The sequence below is a fragment of the Arthrobacter sp. USHLN218 genome (assembly GCF_037144715.1).
Taxonomy (GTDB): Bacteria; Actinomycetota; Actinomycetes; order Actinomycetales; family Micrococcaceae; genus Crystallibacter.
On sequence record NZ_JBBCYT010000007.1, the window covers coordinates 99,304 to 120,793 of the forward strand.

Sequence of the window (21,490 nt, forward strand, 5' to 3'; positions counted from 1 at the left end):
TCACGTCCGGCATGCCTTCAACTGAAGAGCTTTTGGAGCGTCTCGGCGTCGATATCGACGCCGGGACGCTTCGTCTTGCCCTCACGCATCGTTCCTACGCCTATGAGCACGGCGGCCTGCCCACCAACGAGCGGCTGGAGTTCCTGGGGGATTCGATCCTCGGCTTCTCCGTGACGGACGCGCTCTACCGCGACAACCCGGAATTGCCGGAAGGCGACCTGGCCAAGCGGCGCTCCGCCGTTGTCAGTACCCGGGCACTGGCCGGCATCGCCCGCGAGCTGGGCATCGGCCAGCACATCCTGCTGGGCCAGGGCGAGAAACTCACCAACGGAGCGGACAAGTCCTCGATCCTCGCCGACACCGTCGAGGCGCTGATCGGGGCCACCTACCTCACCAACGGCATCGAGGTGGCCCGGCAGATGGTCATGCGGCTCATTTCCCCGCTGCTGGCGGACGCCGAGGCCCTCGGCGCCGGCACGGACTGGAAGACGAGCATCCAGGAGCTCGCCGCGGCCAGGAAGATGGGCGGCGTGGAATACATGGTCCAGGGTTCCGGCCCGGACCACGCCCGTACCTTCGTGGCCACCCTGCACATCGGCGGCACCGCCTACGGGCAGGGCACGGGGCACTCCAAGAAGGAAGCGGAGCAGGAAGCCGCAGCCGTTTCCTGGCGCCAGCTGCGGGCGGCCGAAACCGCCGATGCCTGAACTGCCCGAGGTCGAGGTCGTCCGCCGCGGCCTCGCCCGCTGGGTGCGCGGCCGCACCATCGTCCGGGCCGAGGTCCTCGACGAGCGCACCGTCCGCCGCCACGTCCTCGGCGCCGAGGACCTGCGCGGCAATCTCGAAGGCGCCACTGTGGTCGACGCGGTCCGGCGCGGCAAATTCCTCTGGCTGCCCCTGTCCGCGGACGGCGGTACCAGCGGGGCCGTTGGGGACGTTAGGGACGGCAATAACGACGGCGGTGCGCCGCGGCTGGCGCTGATGGCCCACCTGGGCATGAGCGGCCAGCTACTGATCGAAGACGCCGACGCTCCGGACGAAAAGCACCTCAAGGTCCGACTGGGCCTGAGCCCGGCCCTGGACGCCGAGGGCCGGTCCATGCCGGCCGAACTGCGCTTCGTGGACCAGCGGATCTTCGGCGGGATGTTCCTGGCCGACTTGGTGCCCACGGCGGACGGCCACCCCGGCGGGCTGGCGGAGACCCCGCTGCCGCTGGTCCCAGTCGAGGCCGCCCACATCGCCCGCGACCCGCTGGACCCGGCATTCTCCTTCGACGATTTCTACCGGCGGCTCCGGGCCCGCAAGACGGGCATCAAGCGCGCGCTGCTGGACCAGGGGCTGATTTCCGGCGTCGGCAACATCTACGCCGACGAGGCGCTGTGGGCCGCCAAGCTCCATTTCGCCCGCCCCACGGATACGCTGCGCCGCAAGGAGGCCCTGGCGCTCGTGGAGGCGACACGGGACGTGATGAACCGGGCACTGGAGGCCGGCGGTACCAGCTTCGACTCGCTCTACGTCAACGTCAACGGCGCCTCCGGCTACTTCGCCCGGTCCCTGAATGCCTACGGGCGGGAGGGGCTGCCCTGCCAGCGCTGCGCCGGCCTGGGCCTGGACACCAGGATCCGCCGCGACTCCTTCATGAACCGCTCGTCTTATACCTGCCCGGTGTGCCAGCGCCGCCCGCGCAACGGCCGCTGGTGACCTGCTGACCGGCTCGGCCGCAAAGTACCTCCTCCGCCGCCGGCGGACCGGCGCCCGCACCTTGACCCACCGGCCGCCCGCGCAGCCGCCGCTGGTGACCGGAAGTTCCGGACCCCGGCGCCGCCGTCGTTGTCTTAGTCGGCGAGGTCCGCGAGCAGCGCGTCGGTGTATGCCGGCCAGGCCTCGGCGGCCCATGGCCCGAAATCCCGGTCCGTCAGCACCACGCACGCGGCGCCGGCTTCCGGGTCTACCCAGAGGAAGGTCCCGGACTGGCCAAAGTGCCCGAACGTCGCCGGCGAGCTAGCGGAGCCGGTCCAGTGCGGATCCTTGGCGTTGCGGATCTCGAAGCCCAGGCCCCAGTCGTTGTGCGGCTGGCGGCCGAAGCCGGGCAGGACGCCCGCGAGCCCCGGGAACACGACGGTGGTGGCCTCGGCGAGCGTCGCCGGGTCCAGCAGTTTCGGCTGCTGCAGCTCCGCCGCGAAAATCGACAGATCCGCCACCGTGGACGTTGCACCGGCCGCGGGGGAGCCGTTGAGCTCCGTGGCGCCCATGCCCAGCGGCTGCAGGACTCCTTCGCTCAGGTATTCGGCGAACGTCATGCCGGCGGCCCGCTCGAGGGTCTCGCCGAGCACGTCGAAGCCGGCGTTCGAGTAGAGCCGGCGGCTGCCGGGGGCAAAACGGACGGTCCGGTCGCCGAAGTCGTAGCCGCTGGAGTGGGCCAGCAGGTGGCGCACGGTCGAGCCCTCCGGACCCGCCGGCTGGTCCAGCTCGAGCGCGCCCTCCTCGATGGCGACCAGCACGGCGTAGGCGCTGAGCAGCTTGGTCACGGACGCCAGCCGGTAGGGCCGGTGCTGGTTGCCGTGCGCGTCCAGCACCGTGCCGTCCCTGCCTACGAGGGCGGTGGAGGCATTCGCCACCGGCCACTGGTCGATCTGGGTGACGCTGTCCATGCGTATCCTCCTCAGGCCGTCCGGCCGGGACGGCTGTAGTGTTCGGCAAGCCGGCGCAGGCCGTCGTCGATGCTGACGGCGGGGGACCAGTCGAGCACCTCGCGGGTGCGGCGCTGGTCGAACCAATGCGATGTGGAAAGCTGTTCGGCCAGGAACCGCGTCATGGGCGGCTCATCCCGGACCAGGCCGCGGCGGCCGGCGGTCAGCCAGGCGCGCTCGAGCACGGACCCGGCGCCGCGGGCGACCCGCCCGGGGACGCGCCAGGCCGGAGGCTTGACGCCGCCCGCCGCGCAGATGCCGGCCAGCAGCTCGCCGACCGTCCGCGGCTCCCCGTTGGTCACTACCAAGGCCTGCCCGTGCGCGTGCTCCATACGGTGCAGGGCGCGCACGATCGCCTCGGCGGCGTTGTCGATGTACGTGGTGTCGATCAGGGCCGCGCCGTGGTCCAGCAGCGGCAGCCGGCCGGCCTTGGCGCGTTCGAGGACGCGTTCCACGAGCTGCGTGTCACCGGGGCCCCAGACGACGTGCGGTCGGATGGCCGCGACCCGGAAGCCGGGGGCGTCGGCGCCGAGGGCGAGCAGCTCGGCGGAGGCCTTGGACCGGGCATAGAAGCCGCGGGCACGTTCCGGGTCCGCCGCCGGCGCCCCGGCCCCGGCGATCGGCTCGCCGAAGTGGGCCACGGAGGGGGAGGACACGAAGACGAGGTCCGCGACGCCCGCGGCCCGGGCACGATCCAGCAGGGTACGGGTGCCCTCGACGTTCACCGCGACGAACTCGTCCCACTCGCCGGTGAAGGAGACCTTGGCGGCCAGGTGGATCACCGCGTCCATGCCCTCGACGGCGCGGGCGACGGCGGCCGGATCGGCGAGCGAGCCGAGGACCTGCTCGGCCGCGGGAGCACCGTCCGCCCCATCCCTACCGCCGGCTCCCGCAGTCCCCGCTGCGGGACCGGATATGGCAGCCGGCCGGCGCTGGAACGTGCGGACGCGGTGGCCTTGGTCCAGCAGCAACCGGGCGACGGCGCCGCCGAGCATGCCGCTGGCGCCGGTAACCAGGACGCTGCGCCGCTCCATCCCTTCCGCGCCGCCGCTCATGGCGCGGAGATCCTGCCGCCGGCCAGGGCGCGGGACGCCCACGCGGCCAGCTTCGCCCGGTCGATCTTCGAGTTGTGCCGGATGTCGGTGGGCAGTTCCGGCAGCACCAGCACGGCGGCGAGCTCCACGCCGGTGGCCCGCGCCACGGCGGAGCGGACCTCCCGCGTCAGTTCCTGCGGGGCCGGGCCGGGCCTGCGCGTCCTGGGCACGGTTTCGACCACGGCCACGGGGACCTGGGCGCCCGCGGGACCCACACCGACGACGGCGGCCAGCCGCACGCCGTCGTGCGTTTCCGCTGCCTGTTCCGCGGCGACCGGAGTGATGACGCCGCCGGACGCGCTGATAACGTGCGCGAGGCGGCCCTCGACCCAGAGCCGGCCGTCGGCGTCGAGGTGGCCGACGTCGCCTGTGCGGTGCCACCCGGGCACCGAGGCCGAGTGGGCTTGGGTGATCCACAGGCGGTCGTAGCGGTCCTTGACGTGCGGGGCGCTGACCAGGATCTCGCCGGTGGTTCCCGGTTCGGCGGAGGGTGAGTCCGCGGGGACGCCCAGGGCGTTCAACCCGGCAATCGCCACGCGCGCGCCGACCACCGGGGTGCCGACGCAAACGCCGTTGCCGGCACCGGCCGCGCGGATACCGGGCAGGCTGATGTCCGTGACGGGCAGCGCCTCGGTCATCCCGTACGGCGTGTGCAGCGAGGCCGCCGGGACCAGCTGCTGCACCCGGGTCAGCAGGGGCTCCGGGATGGGGGCGCCGGCCGAGAGCAGCAGCTCCACCTTCTCCAGCGCGGCGCGGTGCTCCGGGCGCAGGCCGTCCGCGGTGGCCAGGACGTTGGCCAGTGCGGCGGGCGAGGCGAACACGGCGGTGGCCTGGACCGCAGCCGCCGCGTCGGCCAGTGCGGCCGCAGTCAGCGTCTTCGGTGCGGTCACGTCCATGGCCGGAGTGACGGAGGTAGCGCCCAGCGCAGGCCCGAGCAGGGCGAACGGTGCGAAGCCGGCGACCAGGGCTGTCCCGGCCTCCAGCTTGTAGGTGTCCTTGAGGGTATCCCGCATCGCCGCCAGCTGCCGGTGCGTGTAGACCACGCCCTTGGCGGGGCCGGTGGACCCGGAGGTGAACAGGACGGCCGCATCGTCGTCCGGCGCCGGCTTTTCGTCCGCCGCGGCCGGGCTGCCTGCGGAGGCACCCGCGGCCAGCAGCTCGACCAGCGTGGCCCCGACCTTGTACAGCCGCCGCTTGGCCGGGGACAGCTCCGCGACGCTGATGCGCCGGCCGGGCCAGTTGAGCAGGCGGGCACCCGCCAGGGCCCGCTCGATGCCGATGAGGAAGGCAGGACCCGCGCCCTTGATGGCGCGGCTGAGGCCGCTGGTGCCCAGGCCGGCGTCCGCTACCACCACGACGGCACCGATCCGGAGGCAGGCGTAGATGAGCGACGTCAGCTCGATCCCCGGGGGGACGAGCAGGCTGATCCGGTCGCCGGGCCGGACGCCGTGGGCCTGCAGGCCCCGGGCGAGCAGGTCCACCTGCCCGGCCAGCTCGGACCAGGAGAGGGTGCGCGGGCCCGCGTCCGGAGCCTGCAGCGGGGCCATGTCGACGACGGCGGGGGAGCGGTCCGTGCGGCGCTCGTCGAGTTCGGCGAGCATCGGGCGGTAGGGCTCTTCGGGGCCGGCTGCCGCGGTCCGCGCCGCGGCGTGGACTCCGCGGCGACGGTCGGCGGGGCTGTCCGCTTCGGACGCGGAGCCGGAGCGGGCTGGAACCACGGTGCCTTCGAGCCAGCCGAAGACCGGCTCCGCGATGTCCCGGTCTTCGGGCAGCAGGTGGCTGGCGCCCTCGAAGCGGTGCACGGCGGCGTGCGGCATCCGCTCCATCAGGTCGCGGAGGTAGCGGTCGGAGAACACCGGGTCCTTGGGGCCCCAGAGGATCAGCGCCGGGACGTCCAGCCCGCGGATGCCTTCAGAGACTTCGGCCAGGGCGGGCCAGCTGGGCGCGGACGGGTCGGCGGGGATATCGGCGACGAAATTGCCGACGCCCTGGCGGCGGGCGGGGTTCAGGTACGGAGCCATGAAGGCCCTCCGGACGCCCTTGTCCAGGGCTGGCTGCGCCAGGGCGTGGGTCACGCGCAGGAAGGCCGCCGACGTCGTCGTTCCCCATTGGTGGACGGCCGGATGCAGCGCCAGCTGCAGGGCCGCCGGCACCTCGAAGCCGCCCGGGTGCACGGCCGTGTTGGTCAGGACCACGGCGGCCAGCTGGTCGCGGTGCCGCAGCGCCCAGCCGAGCGAGATGAGGCCGCCCCAGTCGTGGCCGACCGTGACCACCGGACCTTCCAGGCCGAGTTCCGCGGTCAGGTCGCCCAAGTCCGTGATGCGGTCCGCGAGGCGGCGGAAGCGGCCGGTCCGCCGGGAGAAGCCCATGTCCAGCTGGTCGACGGCGATGACCCGCCACGGCTTGTCCCGCTTCCCGGCGGCGGCGATTACGGTCCGCCAGAGATAGGACCAGGTTGGATTGCCGTGGACGCACAGCAGCGTCCCCTCGGGTGTGATGCCGCGCTCGGCCAGCTCGGCGCCGTTGTCGAGCAGGTGCCACGCGTGGACGGTGCCGGCCGGATCCGCGGCCGAGGTGGACGGGACCCGGACACGGCGGGACCAGGCGGCCGGTACGCCGGGCCAGAGCTCTGCTACCACGCAATCTCCATCATCGTGGTGTTCAAGCCCGAACCGACGCCCATGCAGAGCACGCGGTCGCCGGCGCGGAGGGTCTGGGACTCCTGGGCGAGGGTCATCGGCAGCGAGGCGGGGCCGACGTTGCCCCACTTCGGAAAGGTGATCGGCACCCGGTCGCGGGCCAGGTTGACCGCCTTGATGATGGCGTTGGTGTAGGAGGAGGAGACCTGGTGGGTGACGTAGCGGTCCATCGACGTCCAGTCCCAGCCGCTGTCGTGGGCCTCATGCCAGGCGTTGAGCACCAGCTCGAGGCCGTTGTCGAGCAGGCCCTTGGTGTCCGTGAACATGCCGTCGTTGCCGCCGACGCACAGGGCGTGGTGCTCGGTGCCGGCGCGGGAAACGCCGCCGAGGATGCGGTGCGATCCCGGGTGGCCTTCAGCGGGGCCGATGACGGCCGCCGCGGCGCCGGAGCCAAGGGTCAGCGTGGCGAATTCGCGCAGGTAATCCTCGCGGGTCGAATCGGGGCTGTTCAGCCGCCGGAAGGTGGTCTCCTGGGTGTACTGGGCGTCTTCCCCGGCGACGATGAGGGCGTACTTGATCTGGCCGGAATCGATCATGTTGGCGGCCAGCGTAATGCCGTTGACGAAGCCGAGGCAGGCGTTCGCGAGGTCGAAGTTCATGGCCGACGACGGCAGGCCGAGCCCGTGGTGGATCTTGACCGCGACCGAAGGCTCGAGATTGCGGCGCGTCACGGACGTGTTGATCAGCAGGCCGATCTGGCCGGGCTCAATGCCGGCTTCCGCCATGGCCTTGGCGCCCGCCTCGATCGCTCCGTCGTCGAAGGACGTTCCCGGGGCCCACCAGCGGCGTTCGCTGACTCCGGCAACGCGCTCGAGGAGCCGCGTGGAAAGCCGCAGCCGCTTGAGGCTGGGGGCCAGCCGCTCATCGAACTCGGCCGAACTGACGGCTATTGGTGCCTCCACGCTCGAGACGGCCAGCAGCGCCGTGTTGTCATGTCGAAACGTCGCGTTTCCGCTCAATATCCAGCCTTTATTCGTGAGTCTGCCCGCCCCGCCGGTCCTAGCACCGATGAAGCCCCGAAACCTTAACTATGCACCCAAGGGCCTCTTTCCCGCATATGCCCGCGCGGATATGGAAACGGCCTTGTCATCCACAGTGCCACTGCGGTGGCCCACTGCGGTAGGGCATTTGTGCGACAACCAGCCCAAGTTCCCGGGCCCTCTGCGGAAACAAGATAGATTGTGTCAAGGAAAGAGTGCTGCGGGAGACACAATTTGCATCTGAAATCCCTGACTGTGCGCGGATTTAAATCATTTGCGTCTGCCACGACGTTCGAATTCGAGCCCGGCGTCACAGCGGTAGTGGGCCCCAATGGCTCGGGCAAGTCCAACGTCGTCGATGCCCTGGCCTGGGTAATGGGCGAGCAGGGGGCGAAAACCCTGCGCGGCGGAAAAATGGAGGATGTCATCTTCGCCGGGACGGCGGGCCGGGCGCCGTTGGGCCGCGCCCAGGTGTCGCTGACCATTGACAATGCCGACGGCGCCCTGCCGATCGAGTATTCGGAAGTCACCATCTCGAGGACGCTGTTTCGTGCCGGCGGCTCCGAGTACGCCATCAATGGCAGCAACTGCCGGCTGCTGGACATCCAGGAACTGCTCAGCGATTCGGGGCTGGGCCGGGAGATGCACGTCATCGTGGGGCAGGGCCAGCTGGACCGCATCCTGCACGCGACGCCGGAGGACCGGCGCGGCTTCGTCGAGGAGGCCGCCGGCATCCTGAAGCACCGCCGGCGCAAGGAGAAGACGGTCCGGAAGCTGGAGGCCATGCAGGCCAACCTGACCCGGCTCACGGACCTCACCAGCGAGATCCGGCGCCAGCTGACTCCGCTGGGCAAGCAGGCCGCCGTGGCCCGCCGCGCTCAGCAGGTCCAGTTCGAAGTCCGCGACGCGCGGGCCCGGCTGCTGGCCGACGACCTGGTCCAGTTGACCGATGCCCTGGAGCAGGACGTCGCGGACGAGGCCGCGGCAAAGGCCCGGCAGGCCGAGGTGGAGCGCGCCCTGGAGACTAAGCGCCGCCGGCTGGCCGAACTGGAGCGGCTCGCCGCGGAGGCGACGCCGCGGGTCAACGCCGCCCGGGATGCCTGGTACCGGCTCTCCTCCACCCGCGAACGGTTCCGCTCGCTGGGCAACCTGGCCAACGAGCGGCGCCGGCTGCTGGGCCGCGAGGACACCGGGCCGGAGCCGGGGCGGGATCCCGAACATTTGGAGCAGCAGGCGGCCGCCGTCCGCGAGGAGCAGGCAGAACTCGAGTTCGAGCTCGAAGAGCGCCGGATGGCCCTCGACGATGCCGTTGCAGCGCGGGCGGGCGCCGAAGAGGCGGCCGCCGCGGAGGAGCGCCGGCTGACGGCGATCCTGCGCGCAGCGGCGGACCGGCGGGAGGGGCTGGCCAAGCTCGCGGGTGCGGTCGGCGCGGCCCGCTCCCGCGTGGAGGCGGCGGAGGCAGAGCTCGGCCGCCTGCGGGCCTCCATCGCCGAGGGGGAGGAGCGGCGGCGCAAGGCCCAGGCCGAGTTCAGCGCCCTTGAATCGCAGGTGGCCGGTGCCGAGGCCGGCGAAGAAGGCCTGGACGCCGAGTATGAGGACGCCGCTGCCGTGGTGGACGGTCTGGACGCAGAACTGGAGGCACTGGCGGCCGAGGAGCGGGAAGCCGAGCGTGCCCGGGACGCGATGGCCGCGCGCAAGGAGGCGCTGGAGGTCGGCCTCGACCGCAGGGACGGCCGTTCGGCGCTGCTGGCCTCGGACGACCCCGGCCTACTCGAACCGCTGGCGGACCTGATCACCGTGGAACCAGGCTACGAAGCCGCAGTCGCGGCAGCCCTGGGGGCTGCTTCGGAGGCCATCGCCGTGGCCGATCTTCCGGCGGCGATCCGGGCGGTGGAGCTGATGAAGGCGCAGGATGCGGGCACCGTGGACCTGGTTGTCGCAGGCGGGACCGCCGATGCGGATGCTGCGGGGGATGCCCAACGCAGTGAGCCGGCCGGCCGTGAAGGCGGAAAGCCGGCGTCCGCGGAGCTGCCGGTGCCCTCGGGTGCGGTGCCGGCCGTTGGCCTGGTCCGGGCCAAAGCACCGGTCGAGGCGGCCGTGGCCGCGCTGCTGTCCGGCGTCGTCGTCGTCGAGGACCTGGACGCGGCGTCAGCCGTACTTTCGGCGCGGCCGGAACTGACGGCCGTGACGCGGGCAGGAGACGTGTTCCGCGCGCACGCGGCACGCGGGGGGTCCTCCGGCGGCCCCAGCCTGCTGGAGGTGCAGGCCGCCGTGGAGGAGACCGGCCGGCAGCTTGAAGAGGCGACGGCCAGGGCCGAGCGGGCCAAGTTCGCGATCGCCGCCGTCAAGGCCCGGCGAGCGGAGGCCGCCGTCCGGGCCGACACGGCGCTGGAACAGCTGCACGAATCGGACGCGCGGCTGGCCGCCGTGGCGGAGCGGCTCGGCCAGCTGGGCTCCGCCCTGCGCTCGGCCACCGGGGAAAGCGATCGCCTGGCCCGGCTCGTGGAGGCCGCAGAGGCGAACATCGACGCCGAACAGCAGAAGCTGGCCGAGGTCACCGAGCGGCTCGGTGCGGCGCAGGAGGCGCCGGCCGAGGAGGAGCCCTCCACCGAACGCCGCGACGCCTTGGCCGCCGCGGCGGCCCGGGCCCGGCAGGCCGAGCTGGAGGCGCGGCTGGCCCTGCGGTCCGGGGAAGAGCAGCTGAACGCCATGGGCAACCGGGCTTCCTCGCTGGAGCGCGCCGCGGCCACGGAGCGCCACGCCCGGGCGCAGGCGGCGGAGCGCGCGCGCATCCGGCAACTGCAGGCCGCCAAGGCCGCGTCGGTGGCCGCCGCCGTGGAACAGGTGCTGGCCTGGCTGGACGTGTCGGTCCAGGCCGCGGGGCTGGAACGCGACGCCGCGGAGGAGGTGCGCGCCGAATGGGAGCAGGAGCTGTCCGCCGTCCGCGGCTCCACCGATGCGCTCGCCGTGGAACTGCGCGACCTGACGGACTCCGTGCACAAGGATGAACTGGCCAGGGCGCAGCAGCGGCTCCGGATCGAGTCGCTGGAGAACCGTGCCGTCGAGGAACTCGGCATGACCGCCGACCATCTCGTGGAGGAGTACGGGCCGCACCGGCCCGTGCCCGTCGCGGCCGCGGCTTCGACGGACAAATGGGCCGAGCTGCGCGCGGAGGTGGACGAGGACGGCAACCCGGTCGTGGAAGGCATGCCCTTCGTCCGCGCCGAACAGGAGAAGCGGCTGAAGAAGGCGGAGCGGGACCTGTCGGCGCTCGGCAAGGTCAATCCGCTGGCGCTGGAGGAATTCGCCGCCCTGGAGGAACGCCACCAGTTCCTCAGCAGCCAGCTCGAAGACCTCAAGGCCAGCCGGAAGGACCTGCTGGACATCATCAAAGAGGTGGACGAACGGGTCCAGCAGGTCTTCACCGAGGCGTACGCCGACACCGCCGCCCAGTTCGAGCGCGTCTTCGGCCGGCTCTTTCCCGGCGGCGAGGGCCGGCTGGTGCTCACGGATCCGCAGGACATGCTCACCACCGGCATCGAGGTCGAGGCCCGCCCGGCCGGCAAGAAGATCAAGCGGCTCTCCCTGCTCTCCGGCGGCGAACGGTCGCTCACCGCGGTGGCCCTGCTGGTGGCGATCTTCAAGGCCCGGCCGTCGCCCTTCTACGTGATGGACGAGGTGGAAGCCGCGCTGGACGACACCAACCTCCAGCGGCTGATCACGATCTTCGAGGAACTGCGCGAGTCGAGCCAGCTCATCGTCATCACCCACCAGAAGCGCACGATGGAGGTCGCGGATGCCCTGTACGGCGTCACCATGCGGGGCGACGGCGTGTCCACCGTGATCTCGCAGCGGCTGGCTGCCCCGGCATAACGGGACACCCGAAGCGGAGCCGGGGAACGCCGTCGTCCGCGGTTCCTAGGAGTCGACCGCGGAGTCAGGAACCGTAGTGCAGGACGAAATTGCGCAGGATCAGTTGCGGCGCATGAACCTGGTGGCCGCGGACGGAGGCGACGACCTCATCGGCCTCGTCCGGCGGGAAGTAGCCGGCGTGGCGGTAGACCGAGATGCGCGTCACCAGCCCGTCCTCGTCCAGTTCCGGGTGGAACTGGGTGGCATAGACATTGCTGCCCAACCGGAACATGTGCACCGGGCAGGCCGCGGAACCAGCCAGCCGAACGGCGCCGGCGGGCAGGACCGAGCAGGCCTCCTTGTGGCCCGCGAACGCCTTGAACCGCTGCGGCACGCCGGCCAGCAGCGGATCCGCAGCCGCACCGTCCGCGAGCTCCACGTCCACGGCGCTGATCGGCTCGCCGAACCGGCCGTCCACCTGGCCGCCGCGCAGCCGGCCCAGGGTGCCAATGCCGTAGCAGGCACCGAGGAAGGGAAAGTCGGCGGCGGTCACGCGTTCGACCAGGTCCATCAGCTCCGCTTCGACGCGCAGCTGCACCCCCGACTTGCTCTCCGGCGGGTCGCTCGCCGTGAACGGGCTGCCGCCCAGGATGATGCCGCTGTAGCGGGCGAAATCGACGGCGGGCAGCGGGCCGGCCTCGAGCCGGACGCGGTGCAACCGGCCCGGCTCGAGCCCCCCGAAGCGCAGGAACGCGGCGTACTCCTCGTCGGCCGCCTTGTCCTGGGCGCGGGTGGCCAGCAGCAGGAAGGGCTTCATGCCTCGATGCTACCCACCGGCGGGGACCGTCGCGGCGGTCACCATGACTTGGCCGGGAAATCCTTCCAGCGGCGCCAGAACTTCTTCTCCGAACGGGCTGCCCTCGCCTCCTCGAGGGCGTGCAGCCGGCCGTAGCTGAAGCCGTTTTCATGCTGCCCGAAGGCCTCCACGCCGGCTTTCCGCAGCAATTGGCGGGCGACGAAGCTGTCCTGGTGGTCGCCCAGGACCTGCTGGATGCCGTGCGCGCTGTCCTCCAGTTTGAGGGCCCGCTTGCCGCCCACGGGTGCCGCGGCCTCGCAGGCGTAGCGCAGCCTCTTGGCCGTCTTGCGGGCCTCGTGCAGCGCGGGGTCGGCGGCGTCGGTGCCGCGCGTCCGCTTAGCCTCTTTCACGGCCCGGCGCACCCGTTTCAGGTCACGCCGGACAGACTTCGCGATGACCTTCGTGGCCGGCCCCTGCGCTTCCCCGGCCAGCGGCGGATCGGCGAGGAACTCGTCCAGGCTGTCCAGCAGGCGGAAATAGCGCTTCTGCTCCAGCGCCTTGAGGACCTTATCGTGGGCCGATTTGTACGCGGTGGCCAGGTCGACGTCGATCCGCTGGGCGACCGGGCCGAGCACCAGGTCCGGCGGTTCTTCGCCGATCATGGTGCGCAGCCGCTCATGCATGACCTCGGCATCACGGGCCTCGCCGAGCAGGCCGGCCAGCTGCTTGAGCTCCTCGCGCAGGGCGGCGGTTCTATCGGGGTCGAAGAGCCGGCGGTGCGTGGCCAGCGAGGAGCGCAGCCGGCGGGTGGCCACGCGCATCTGGTGGATCGCGTCCGGTGCGTCCTGCCGCACCAGCGGATCCTGCTCCTTCAGCGCCGTGGCCTGCGCCTGCAGGTAGGCGAGTACGACGTCGGCGGCCGTTGCGTCCTGCTGTGGCGGCGGGCCGGGCTCGGCTTGGGGCAGCTGCTGCCCCAAGGCTCTGGCCAGCTTCGAAGCGTGCGCGGAAGGCTCCGCACCGGCGGCACGGAACAGCTCCTCCGCGGCGTCGAGCAGGTCCCGCCGGCCGTCGGCTAGTTCGATCTCCCACTCCCGCCACCGCGACACGGGTTCCGAGGCCGGACCCTCGGACCGGCCCGCGCGCGGAAGGGCCGCGGCCTCGACGTGGTCGTCGGCGACCTCGGCGAGGACGCCGTCCGCGCCGCGCAGCCGATGCACCACGCGCCGGGTCCGGAGCCGGGCGATCCCGGCAAGCGGACGGTCGCGGACGTGCGAACGGACCAGGCGCAGCAGCGGCAGCGGGACCTTCTCCCGGTCTTTGCCGAGCGGTTCGTGCAGCTCGCGCCGCGCGTCCGTTCCGGCTGGCAGCTTCAGGTGCCAGCCCTCGTCGTCGCCGCCGGTCCTGCGGCGCAGGGTGATCCGGTGGGCCGCCAGCGTGAGGTCCTCAGTGTCGAAGTAGGTTGCCTCCAGCTGGTGCTCGACGGGCTGGTCCACGGACTGTACGCCGGGCAGATCCTGCAGCGGCGGCAGGGACGGCGACTCGTCGACGTCGTATTTCCGTTCGACCTCGACCGTCTCCTGCACGGCGTCGGTATCGGCTGTAGTCACGTCAGGACTCCGTTCCCTTGTGGATTCGGGCGGACTGCCCGGAGAATGGCCGGAAGAGTTAACACGGGGTTCATATCCGCGCAGTATCTTGAGTCATCATGAGTCGCAGGCACGCCAACCAATGGAGGGACGGCTATGGAAGCTGCACGCATCGAACAGTGGTGGGGCCGGCTGGACCCGGGCACCCAGCAGTGGCTCATGGACAATCCGGGTACCGTCATCCTGCCGCGCACGGTGGCCAACGCCATCAGGGCGTCGGTCGGCGATGCGCCCGACCAGGACCATTTCGAGGTATCCGACGCGGCCCGGTCCTTCATCCGGACCAAGGCTGAGGAGCGCCGCGCCGGGCAGAACGCAAATTGAGCCGGCGGGGGCGGCTCCCGCTCGAGACCGGTTCTCCGGCCGCTGAAGGCCATGCGACGCTCCGAGGGATCAGGCTGTGGTGCCTTCCGTCACATTGTAGCCGGGGGCCGTGAACAGCGCGTGAATAATCCGCCGGCCCTTCGCCGCGGGCCGCCGGCGGGAGTCGGGGACGCAGGTCCGCCGGCCGGGCCGCTGTGAGAAGCTAGGGTCTGTGAACGACGTAACCCTCATCATTCTGTACGCTGTCATCGCTATAGCCGTCGTCGGAACTGTTGCCATTCTCCTGCTGAAGGGCCGCAAGACCCCGCCCGGCACCTACACCACCACGCGGGACGCCAATGACCAGGCTCCCGCGGCCGGACAGGCCGCCGGGACCGACGTGTTGGAGGCGCCGCCCGAGCGTCCCGTGCCGCCTGTGCCGTCCGGGGAATCAGGCGCGACGGACGTCGAAGTCGCCGATGACCTGGCCGGCTTGGAAACGGTCGCGGTCGAGACCCCGGCTCCGGTCCAGGGGCGGCTGGCCCGGCTGCGCGCCCGCCTCGTCAAGTCGAACAACGCGCTGGGCAAGGGCCTGCTCGCCCTGCTCTCGCGCGACAACATCGACGAGGATGTCTGGGACGAGATCGAGGAGACGCTGCTGATGGCGGACCTCGGTACCGAGCCGACCATGGAGCTGGTCGACGCGCTGCGCGAGCGGGTCAAGGTGGAGGGCAGCCGCGACCCGGAGCACGTCAAGGCGATGCTGCGCGAGGAGCTGGTCAAGCTCGTCGACCCGGGCATGGACCGCTCGCTGGCCGTTGACCGCCACTCGGACCGCCCCGCCGTCGTCATGGTGGTGGGCGTCAACGGGGTCGGAAAAACCACCACGGTGGGCAAGCTGGCCCGCGTCCTGGTGGCCGAAGACAAGGACGTCCTGCTGGGTGCCGCGGACACGTTCCGCGCCGCCGCGGCGGAACAGCTGGCCACGTGGGGCCAGCGGGTGGGCGTGCCCACGGTGAAGTCCGACGTCGACGGGGCCGATCCCGCGTCCGTCGCCTTCGAAGCGGTGAAGGCGGGCATCGACCAGGAAGTCGACGTCGTCATGGTCGACACCGCCGGGCGCCTGCAGAACAAGGTCGGCCTGATGGACGAGCTGGGCAAGGTCAAGCGCGTCATCGAGAAGCAGGCGACCGTGGACGAGGTGCTGCTGGTCCTCGATGCAACGACCGGACAGAACGGGCTGAACCAGGCCAAGGTGTTTTCCGAGGTCGTCAACATCACCGGCATCGTGCTGACCAAGCTGGACGGCACGGCCAAGGGCGGCATCGTCGTGGCGATCCAGCGCAGCCTCGGCGTGCCGGTGAAGCTCATCGGCCTCGGCGAAGGGGCGGACGATCTGGCCCCGTTCGAAGCCGATGGCTTCGTCGATGCGCTGCTGAACTAGCCGCTGCGGCCTGCCGCCGCCGCGTGCGCGCAAAGGCGCCTCCTGCGAACCGCAGGAGGCGCCTTTTTTCGTGCCAGAAGGCCGGTCCCGTCCGGGTCCGGACTGGTGCTAGGTCAGCGTCCAGGACCGCTTGGAGAGGCCGAACCAGAAACCGTCGATCGCCGTCTTGGCTTCGATGCCGCTGGAGGCGTAGGCGGCACCCAGCGCAACGTAGAGGGGAGCCCAGTGCTCGGAGCGCGGATGCGCCTCCTGGGCGGCCGGGGCCTTGTGCAGGAAGTCGAGGATCGAATCGACGTCGCCGCGGGCCATGGCTTCCTCGGCCCAATGGTCGAATTCGCTCGAGGCCGCGGGCGGGGTCGTGTCCGGGCCGGCCGCGGGATTGAACCAGCGCAGGTTGTGGGTGGTGAAGCCGGAACCGACAATCAGCGTGCCGCGCTCGCGGAGCGGGGCCAGGGACTTACCGAGCTCGAACAGGCCCTGCGGATCCAGCGTCGGCATGGACATCTGGACCACCGGGACGTCCGCGTCCGGGAACATCTCGACCAGCGGTACATAGGCGCCGTGGTCGAGGCCGCGGGACTCGTCGCGTTCCACGTGATGGCCGTGCACGGATACCAGCCGGTCCACCTCGGAAGCCAGGTCCGGGGCCAGCGGGGCGTCGTAGGTGACGTCGTAGTACTTCTGCGGGAAGCCCCAGAAGTCGTAGACGAGGTCCGTCTTCCGCTCGGTGGCGCTGAGGGTGACGGGCGCATTCTCCCAGTGGGCGGACACCATCAGGATGTCCTTGGGCTTGTCGAAGCCGGCGGACCAGTCGGCCAGCTGCCGCGTCCAGGTTGCATCGTCCGCCAGCGGGGGAGCGCCGTGGCTGAGGAAGAGGACGGGAGGGAGAGTGGCGGTTTCAGTCATGGTTCCAGTGTAGGGCTTTTTATTGAAGTTTCAAGTGTTCGGCGGAGCTTGACCCGACGATGCCTCAGGAGCCCGGGAATGCAGCTCTTGTCCTGCAGCGGCACCCCGCGCGCGAAATCGGCCCACAACTGCCGCAGCCGCCGGCCCTGTCCGTCGACGGTCTCCCAGGGGGCCCCGGCCAGCAACCGTGACGCGGCCCAGGCCTGCCGGGTCCCGAGCAGCAGCGGCAGGTCGATCGTGTGGGCGGAGCCGTACGAATTGCCGGGAGCGGCCCAGGAGAGCACAGACCTGTGGGCGGTGCCACCGGCACGCGCATGCCGCCCGGCGAATCGGCGGATTGCCCGCGAGTAGACCGCCGCCGTCAGGGTCTTGACGACGGCGTGCCGGACCAGGACGCCGACCAGCGGCACACGGGTGGCCCGCTGCAGGGCTGGCACCGAGGGCAGGTAGAGCCGTGCCTCCTCGGCGGTGTGGCCGATAAGGATGTCGACCCGCGGGGCTGCGCGGTCCCGGGCCGCATCGATCCCATGCTCCGCCGGCAGGGGATGGTGTCCGTATTGGGTGCCGAACGCCATCTGCCCCATGAGGCCGAACGATGCGGCATGCCGCTGGACCTCGGATTGCAGGGCGAGCACCTCGTCGGCCGGCATGTCTGCGGTGACTGCCTCCGCCGCCCGGGCCATGGCGGCCTGCATCCTGTGGCGGCCGCGGGAGATGCCAAGCGGCGGGCTCTGGAGTATGGCCCGGCGGAACAACGATCCTGCCCGGGGAGTCGCCATGAGCTGGGCCACGGCGTCGCCGCCCGAGGACTGGCCGAACAGAGTGACCCGGTCCGGGTCGCCGCCGAAGGCGCGGATGTTGCGCTGCCCCCAGCGCAGGGCCTCGAGCTGGTCCAGCAGCCCGAGGTTTGCCGGCCGGGCGCGTCCCGAGCCCAGGAAACCGAAGAGGCCCAGCCGGTACGTCACCGCCACCATGATGACGCGTTGTTCGGCGACCAGGCGGGCCGGGTCCATGATCGGCGCGTCGCCGGCCCCGGTGGTGTAGGAACCGCCATGGATCCAGACCATGACCGGAAGCTGCTCGTCCGTTCGCACATGGCGCGGCAGCGTGACGGAGAGCCGCTGGCAATGCTCGTCCCGGGACAAGCCCGCCAGCGCGTCGCCAAGGACTTCGGCGAGGAAGCGTGAACGGACCTGGGGGCAGGCCGGCGACGGCTCCGTCGCCGCGAACGGTTCCGTCCGGTCCGGTGCCGGGACCGGGGCGGCGAAGCGGTCCGCGGTCGCGTAGGGAATGCCGGTGGCCCGGACGACGGCGCCGTCATCCTTCGCGTGCACCGGCCCGCAGGGCGGCGCGAAGGTGAGCGTGGCGGTGTCCATGATTCCCTCCTCCAGCCGGCCGGCGTGCCTGCCGGCTGGGTTCCCGCCCATCCGGGCGCGGTTCGCTCTTGGGCTGGGCCTCTGTCCGCGCAGAAAGCCGACCGGCGGAGCGGGCGGCTTTCCTCGCAGTGGGGGCCTAGGCCCAGATGTACTCTTCGGCGATCGCGCCGTCCTTCCATTTGGCCACGGTCACCATTCGGCTGCCGTCTTCGGATTCCCCGATGACGCAGGTCCACTCGCCTGACCCGAAGCGGATGGGGTGGGCGGCGATGCGGGGCGGCGTCCCGCCTGCAGCGGCCACGTACGCCTTCATCGCGTCAATATGCTCGGTGACGCCGTGCGTGGGTTCCTGGCCCTTCCAGTCGACGAGGACGTCGTCCGTATGGTGGTGGGCGAAGACACCGTTCCAGTCGGCCTTGTTCCAGCCGTCGAAATCGAGATCGTCCATCCCCTTGAGGTTGCGCCCTACCTGATCGTCCTGCATGGGTGCCTCCTTCTCCCCGCACCGACGCAGCTGTCGGCGCTGCCGTGCCGGCCGCGGCGGCCGACTCGCTCAGCGTAGGGGAGTGCCCGACGTGCGACAACGGGTCAGGACTTCGGCGGGGAGGGCCTGGCGAGGGTCTCGCGGCCGAACAGCAGCCACAGCAGCGCGGCGGCCACGGCGACGGCTCCGGTGGCGGCAAAAGCCCAGTCGTAGCCGAGGCGGTCTGCCAGGGCGCCGGCCAGTACCGGGCCGATGATGGCGCCGCCGTCCGTGGCCATCTGGAAGACCGCCAGCACCTTGCCGCCGCTGCGGTCGTTGCCGATGATGTCGGCGACCGCGGCCTGCTGGGCCGGACCGAGGAGGCCCGAACCGAAACCCGCCGCTATGGAGGCGGCCACGAAGAGCGGGATGGACTCGGTGAAGCCAATGGCGGCTATGGACAGCCCCGCGATGACCAGGCCGGCGACCACCAGCGGCCGCCGCCCGGCGGAATCGGAAAGCCTGCCGGAGAACGTGAGGGCCAGCGCGTTGCCCACGGCGAATACCGCCAGCGCAAGGCCGGCGGTCTCCGGCCCTGCTCCCAGCACGGCCGCGGCGAAAATGGGAATCAGCGCCATCCGCACGCCGAAGGTCGCCCAGCCATTCGCGAACGCGGACACGATCGCGGCCCGGTAGCCGGGATCCGCCAACGCCTCGCGCACGGCCATCGGCTCGGGAATGGGGGTGTCCTCGCCGGTTCCGGCCGGCGGTTTCTTCAGCATCACGGCGACCACCGCTGCGGCAACGACCAGCGCGATGGCATAGACGATGAAAGGCATGCGCAGCCCGAACCCTGCCAGCAGGCCGCCGGCGACCGGGCCGAGGATGCCGCCCAGGAGGAAGGTCGACGCGTAGGCACCGGACACCCTGCCCCGGCTGTTCGGCGGGGCGAGCCTGATGATGAGGGCGGTTGCGGAGACGGTGAACATGGTGGAACCGGCACCGCCGAGGCCGCGGAACAGCAGCAGCTGCCAGTAGTCCTGCGCGAGGGCGCAGGCACCGGTCGAGACCGCAACGATCAGCAGGCCAATGAGGTAGACCCGGCGCTCGCCCCACTTGCCGACGAGGACACCACCGACGGGAGCAAAGACGAGGCGCATGAACGCGAAGACGCTGACGATGATGCTGGCGGCCGCCACGCCGACGTCGAAACTCGCAGCGAACTGCGGCAGGACCGGCGCGACGAGGCCGTAGCCAAGGGCGATAACGAAGGCGGCGGCGATCAGGACCTTGATGTCCCGCGGCAGCGGGGCACGGGACACTTCGTCGCGGGCGTCTCGAGGGGCGCCCGGAACGGACACCAACCGGCGGAAGAGGGGCATGGATCAACCCTAGCCGGGTCCGAAACACGCCTGAAACACGCACGACAAGCGGGTTTTACCTACGCGCATTCCTTGTAACTTTTCCGCAATGAGGCCACTCATCGGCGGAAACACGTGCCCGGCAATCTTGATGCAGATGCGGGAACAGCCCGCCCAAGGACGAGAGGACGTGAAAATGGATCTGTCAGCAGGTCACGTCTGGGTAATGATCTCGGCGGCACTTGTGCTGCTCATGACGCCAGGCCTGGCATTCTTCTACGGCGGCATGACCCGTGCCAAGGCCGCCCTGAACATGATGATGATGAGCTTCATTTCCATCGGCCTGGTCGCCGTGGTGTGGGTGCTGTGGGGCTACTCCATGAGCGGCGGCGACGGGGTGGCGCAGCTGTTCGGCAACCCGTTCGCCTCCTTCGGCATGGAAGGCCTGCTGAACACCGAGGACCTGATCGGCGCCGGCTACGGTGCCACCTTCGCGATCATCACGGTAGCGCTCATCTCCGGAGCCATCGCCGATCGCGCCAGGTTCAGCTCCTGGGCCCTTTTCGTCCCGATCTGGGTCACTCTGGTCTACTGCCCGCTGGCGTTCATGATCTGGGGCGGCGGCCTGCTCAGCGCAGAAGGCGCCATCGGTTCCTGGGCAGGGGAGGCCATCGACTTCGCCGGCGGCACCGTGGTCCACATCAACGCCGGTATGGCCGGCCTGATCCTCGCCCTGATCCTCGGCAAGCGCAAGGGCTTCGGCAAGGACCCGGCCCAGCGTCCGCACAACATCCCCTTCGTCATGCTGGGCGCGGCACTCCTGTGGTTCGGCTGGTTCGGTTTCAACGGCGGAGCGGCATCGTCGGCTGAGGAAGCGGGCCTCATTTGGGTCAACACGATGGCGGCCCCGGCCGCCGCAATGCTCGGCTGGCTGGTGACCGAACGCATCCGCGACGGCCGTCCGACCTCGCTGGGGGCAGCCTCCGGCGTCGTGGCCGGACTCGTAGCCATCACCCCGGCCTGCGCGAACGTGTCGCCGGTCGGAGCGATCGGCCTCGGCGCGGTGGCCGGCGTCCTCGCGGCCCTCGCCGTCGGCCTGAAGTACAAGCTCGGTTATGACGACTCCCTCGACGTGGTCGGCGTCCACCTGGTCGCCGGTATCGTCGGCACCCTCGCCCTGGGATTCATCGCACTGCCGGCCGATGGCGCCGGTGGCGGCCTCTTCTACGGAGGCGGCTTCGCCCAGCTGCTGGCGCAGGTCGTCGCGGCAGTCGTCTCGGTTGCCTACTGCGCCATCCTGACGGTCATCATCGGCCTGGCCATCCACAAGACGGTGGGCTTCCGGGTCAGCGAGGAAGAGGAAGTCACCGGCGTGGACCTGACGCAGCATGCGGAAAGCGCCTACGAGTTCGGCGGCCTGGGCACCGGCGGAACGTTCGTCCCGCATCCGGCCACCGACCGCAGCGCCCACGAAGGTTCCAAGGAAGAGGTAACGGCATGAAACTGGTCACCGCGATCATTCGCCCGGAAAAGCTCGAAGACGTCCGCGGCAGCCTGGAGAGCTACGGCGTCCAGGGATTGACGGTCAGCCAAGCCAGCGGATACGGCCGCCAGCGCGGGCACACGGAGGTTTACCGCGGCGCGGAGTACACCGTCGACCTGCTGAAGAAGCTGCGGATCGAGGTCCTGGTCGCCGACGAATGGGCCAACGACATCGTCGACGTCCTCGTCGCCACCGCAAACACGGGCCGCGCCGGCGACGGCAAGGTGTGGCTGATCAACGTCGAGGAAGCCGTGCGGGTCCGCACCGGCGAACGGGGAGAAGCCGCAATCTGAGCCATCCCGGCGCACGCGACGGTGAAGCCGGAAGCAGAAGGGCC

Annotated in this window: 17 protein-coding genes; 7 read left to right on the forward strand and 10 right to left on the reverse strand. The window is 70.9% G+C overall.

Features of this window, described 5'->3' with window-relative positions; all coding sequences use genetic code 11:
* Positions 1-11: 11 nt before the first annotated feature.
* Both rnc and mutM read left to right on the forward strand, forming a co-directional pair.
* Complete coding sequence (rnc, locus tag WFH44_RS16140) at positions 12-707, forward strand: ribonuclease III (RefSeq protein ID WP_336714942.1); 696 nt, start codon at positions 12-14, stop codon at positions 705-707.
* On the forward strand, positions 700-1,701 hold the full coding sequence (mutM, locus tag WFH44_RS16145; protein WP_336714943.1) for a bifunctional DNA-formamidopyrimidine glycosylase/DNA-(apurinic or apyrimidinic site) lyase: 1,002 nt from the start codon (positions 700-702) through the stop codon (positions 1,699-1,701). The genes rnc and mutM overlap by 8 nt, the downstream gene beginning before the upstream one ends.
* A gap of 134 nt (positions 1,702-1,835) precedes the next feature.
* Here mutM and WFH44_RS16150 read toward each other — a convergent pair whose 3' ends face one another.
* From WFH44_RS16150 to WFH44_RS16165, 4 genes are read right to left on the reverse strand one after another with little or no spacing between them, the layout of a single operon-like run.
* Positions 1,836-2,651, reverse strand: coding sequence for a serine hydrolase domain-containing protein (locus WFH44_RS16150; protein WP_336714944.1), 816 nt, complete (start codon positions 2,649-2,651; stop codon positions 1,836-1,838).
* A gap of 11 nt (positions 2,652-2,662) precedes the next feature.
* Positions 2,663-3,745, reverse strand: coding sequence for an NAD-dependent epimerase/dehydratase family protein (locus tag WFH44_RS16155; RefSeq protein WP_336714945.1), 1,083 nt, complete (start codon positions 3,743-3,745; stop codon positions 2,663-2,665).
* Positions 3,742-6,423 (reverse strand): alpha/beta fold hydrolase, encoded by a 2,682-nt coding sequence (locus WFH44_RS16160; RefSeq protein ID WP_336714946.1) that lies wholly within the window; start codon positions 6,421-6,423, stop codon positions 3,742-3,744. Before WFH44_RS16160 ends, WFH44_RS16155 begins: the two co-directional genes overlap by 4 nt.
* Entirely contained in the window at positions 6,417-7,442 is a 1,026-nt protein-coding gene (locus WFH44_RS16165) for a 3-oxoacyl-ACP synthase III (protein ID WP_336714947.1), read from the reverse strand. Before WFH44_RS16165 ends, WFH44_RS16160 begins: the two co-directional genes overlap by 7 nt.
* Positions 7,443-7,697: 255 nt before the next feature.
* Between WFH44_RS16165 and smc the strand changes: the two genes are divergently transcribed.
* Positions 7,698-11,336 (forward strand): chromosome segregation protein SMC, encoded by a 3,639-nt coding sequence (gene smc / locus WFH44_RS16170; RefSeq protein WP_336714948.1) that lies wholly within the window; start codon positions 7,698-7,700, stop codon positions 11,334-11,336.
* Positions 11,337-11,400: 64 nt separating this feature from the next.
* Here the strand turns inward: smc and WFH44_RS16175 are convergent, their stop codons facing one another.
* Both WFH44_RS16175 and WFH44_RS16180 read right to left on the reverse strand, forming a co-directional pair.
* A complete protein-coding gene (locus tag WFH44_RS16175; RefSeq protein ID WP_336714949.1) occupies positions 11,401-12,132 on the reverse strand; it encodes a glutamine amidotransferase in 732 nt (243 codons plus the stop codon).
* Between the two features lie 38 nt (positions 12,133-12,170).
* Positions 12,171-13,718, reverse strand: a complete 1,548-nt coding sequence (locus WFH44_RS16180; RefSeq protein WP_336714950.1) for a CYTH and CHAD domain-containing protein — start codon at positions 13,716-13,718, stop codon at positions 12,171-12,173.
* A gap of 135 nt (positions 13,719-13,853) precedes the next feature.
* On the opposite strand from WFH44_RS16180, the gene WFH44_RS16185 reads away from it, so the two are divergent.
* Both WFH44_RS16185 and ftsY read left to right on the forward strand, forming a co-directional pair.
* The gene (locus WFH44_RS16185) at positions 13,854-14,081 is read left to right on the forward strand and encodes a hypothetical protein (protein WP_336714951.1); all 228 of its coding nucleotides are present in this window, start codon (positions 13,854-13,856) and stop codon (positions 14,079-14,081) included.
* A 211-nt stretch (positions 14,082-14,292) separates the two neighbouring features.
* Positions 14,293-15,504: a signal recognition particle-docking protein FtsY gene (gene ftsY, locus WFH44_RS16190; protein ID WP_336714952.1), complete on the forward strand. Its 1,212-nt coding sequence runs from the start codon at positions 14,293-14,295 to the stop codon at positions 15,502-15,504.
* Between the two features lie 108 nt (positions 15,505-15,612).
* Here ftsY and WFH44_RS16195 read toward each other — a convergent pair whose 3' ends face one another.
* From WFH44_RS16195 to WFH44_RS16210, 4 genes are all read right to left on the reverse strand, one after another.
* On the reverse strand, positions 15,613-16,410 hold the full coding sequence (locus WFH44_RS16195) for a dioxygenase family protein (protein ID WP_336714954.1): 798 nt from the start codon (positions 16,408-16,410) through the stop codon (positions 15,613-15,615).
* Entirely contained in the window at positions 16,407-17,786 is a 1,380-nt protein-coding gene (locus WFH44_RS16200) for a carboxylesterase family protein (RefSeq protein ID WP_336714956.1), read from the reverse strand. The genes WFH44_RS16195 and WFH44_RS16200 overlap by 4 nt, the downstream gene beginning before the upstream one ends.
* Before the next feature lie 136 nt (positions 17,787-17,922).
* Complete coding sequence (locus WFH44_RS16205) at positions 17,923-18,270, reverse strand: hypothetical protein (RefSeq protein WP_336714958.1); 348 nt, start codon at positions 18,268-18,270, stop codon at positions 17,923-17,925.
* A gap of 104 nt (positions 18,271-18,374) precedes the next feature.
* Positions 18,375-19,631 carry an MFS transporter gene (locus WFH44_RS16210; protein WP_336714959.1) on the reverse strand — a complete coding sequence of 419 codons (1,257 nt, stop codon included), beginning with the start codon at positions 19,629-19,631 and terminating at the stop codon, positions 18,375-18,377.
* Positions 19,632-19,806: 175 nt separating this feature from the next.
* Between WFH44_RS16210 and WFH44_RS16215 the strand changes: the two genes are divergently transcribed.
* Both WFH44_RS16215 and WFH44_RS16220 read left to right on the forward strand, forming a co-directional pair.
* Positions 19,807-21,111, forward strand: a complete 1,305-nt coding sequence (locus tag WFH44_RS16215; RefSeq protein WP_336714961.1) for an ammonium transporter — start codon at positions 19,807-19,809, stop codon at positions 21,109-21,111.
* Complete coding sequence (locus WFH44_RS16220) at positions 21,108-21,446, forward strand: P-II family nitrogen regulator (RefSeq protein WP_262105056.1); 339 nt, start codon at positions 21,108-21,110, stop codon at positions 21,444-21,446. The genes WFH44_RS16215 and WFH44_RS16220 overlap by 4 nt, the downstream gene beginning before the upstream one ends.
* Positions 21,447-21,490: the final 44 nt, after the last annotated feature.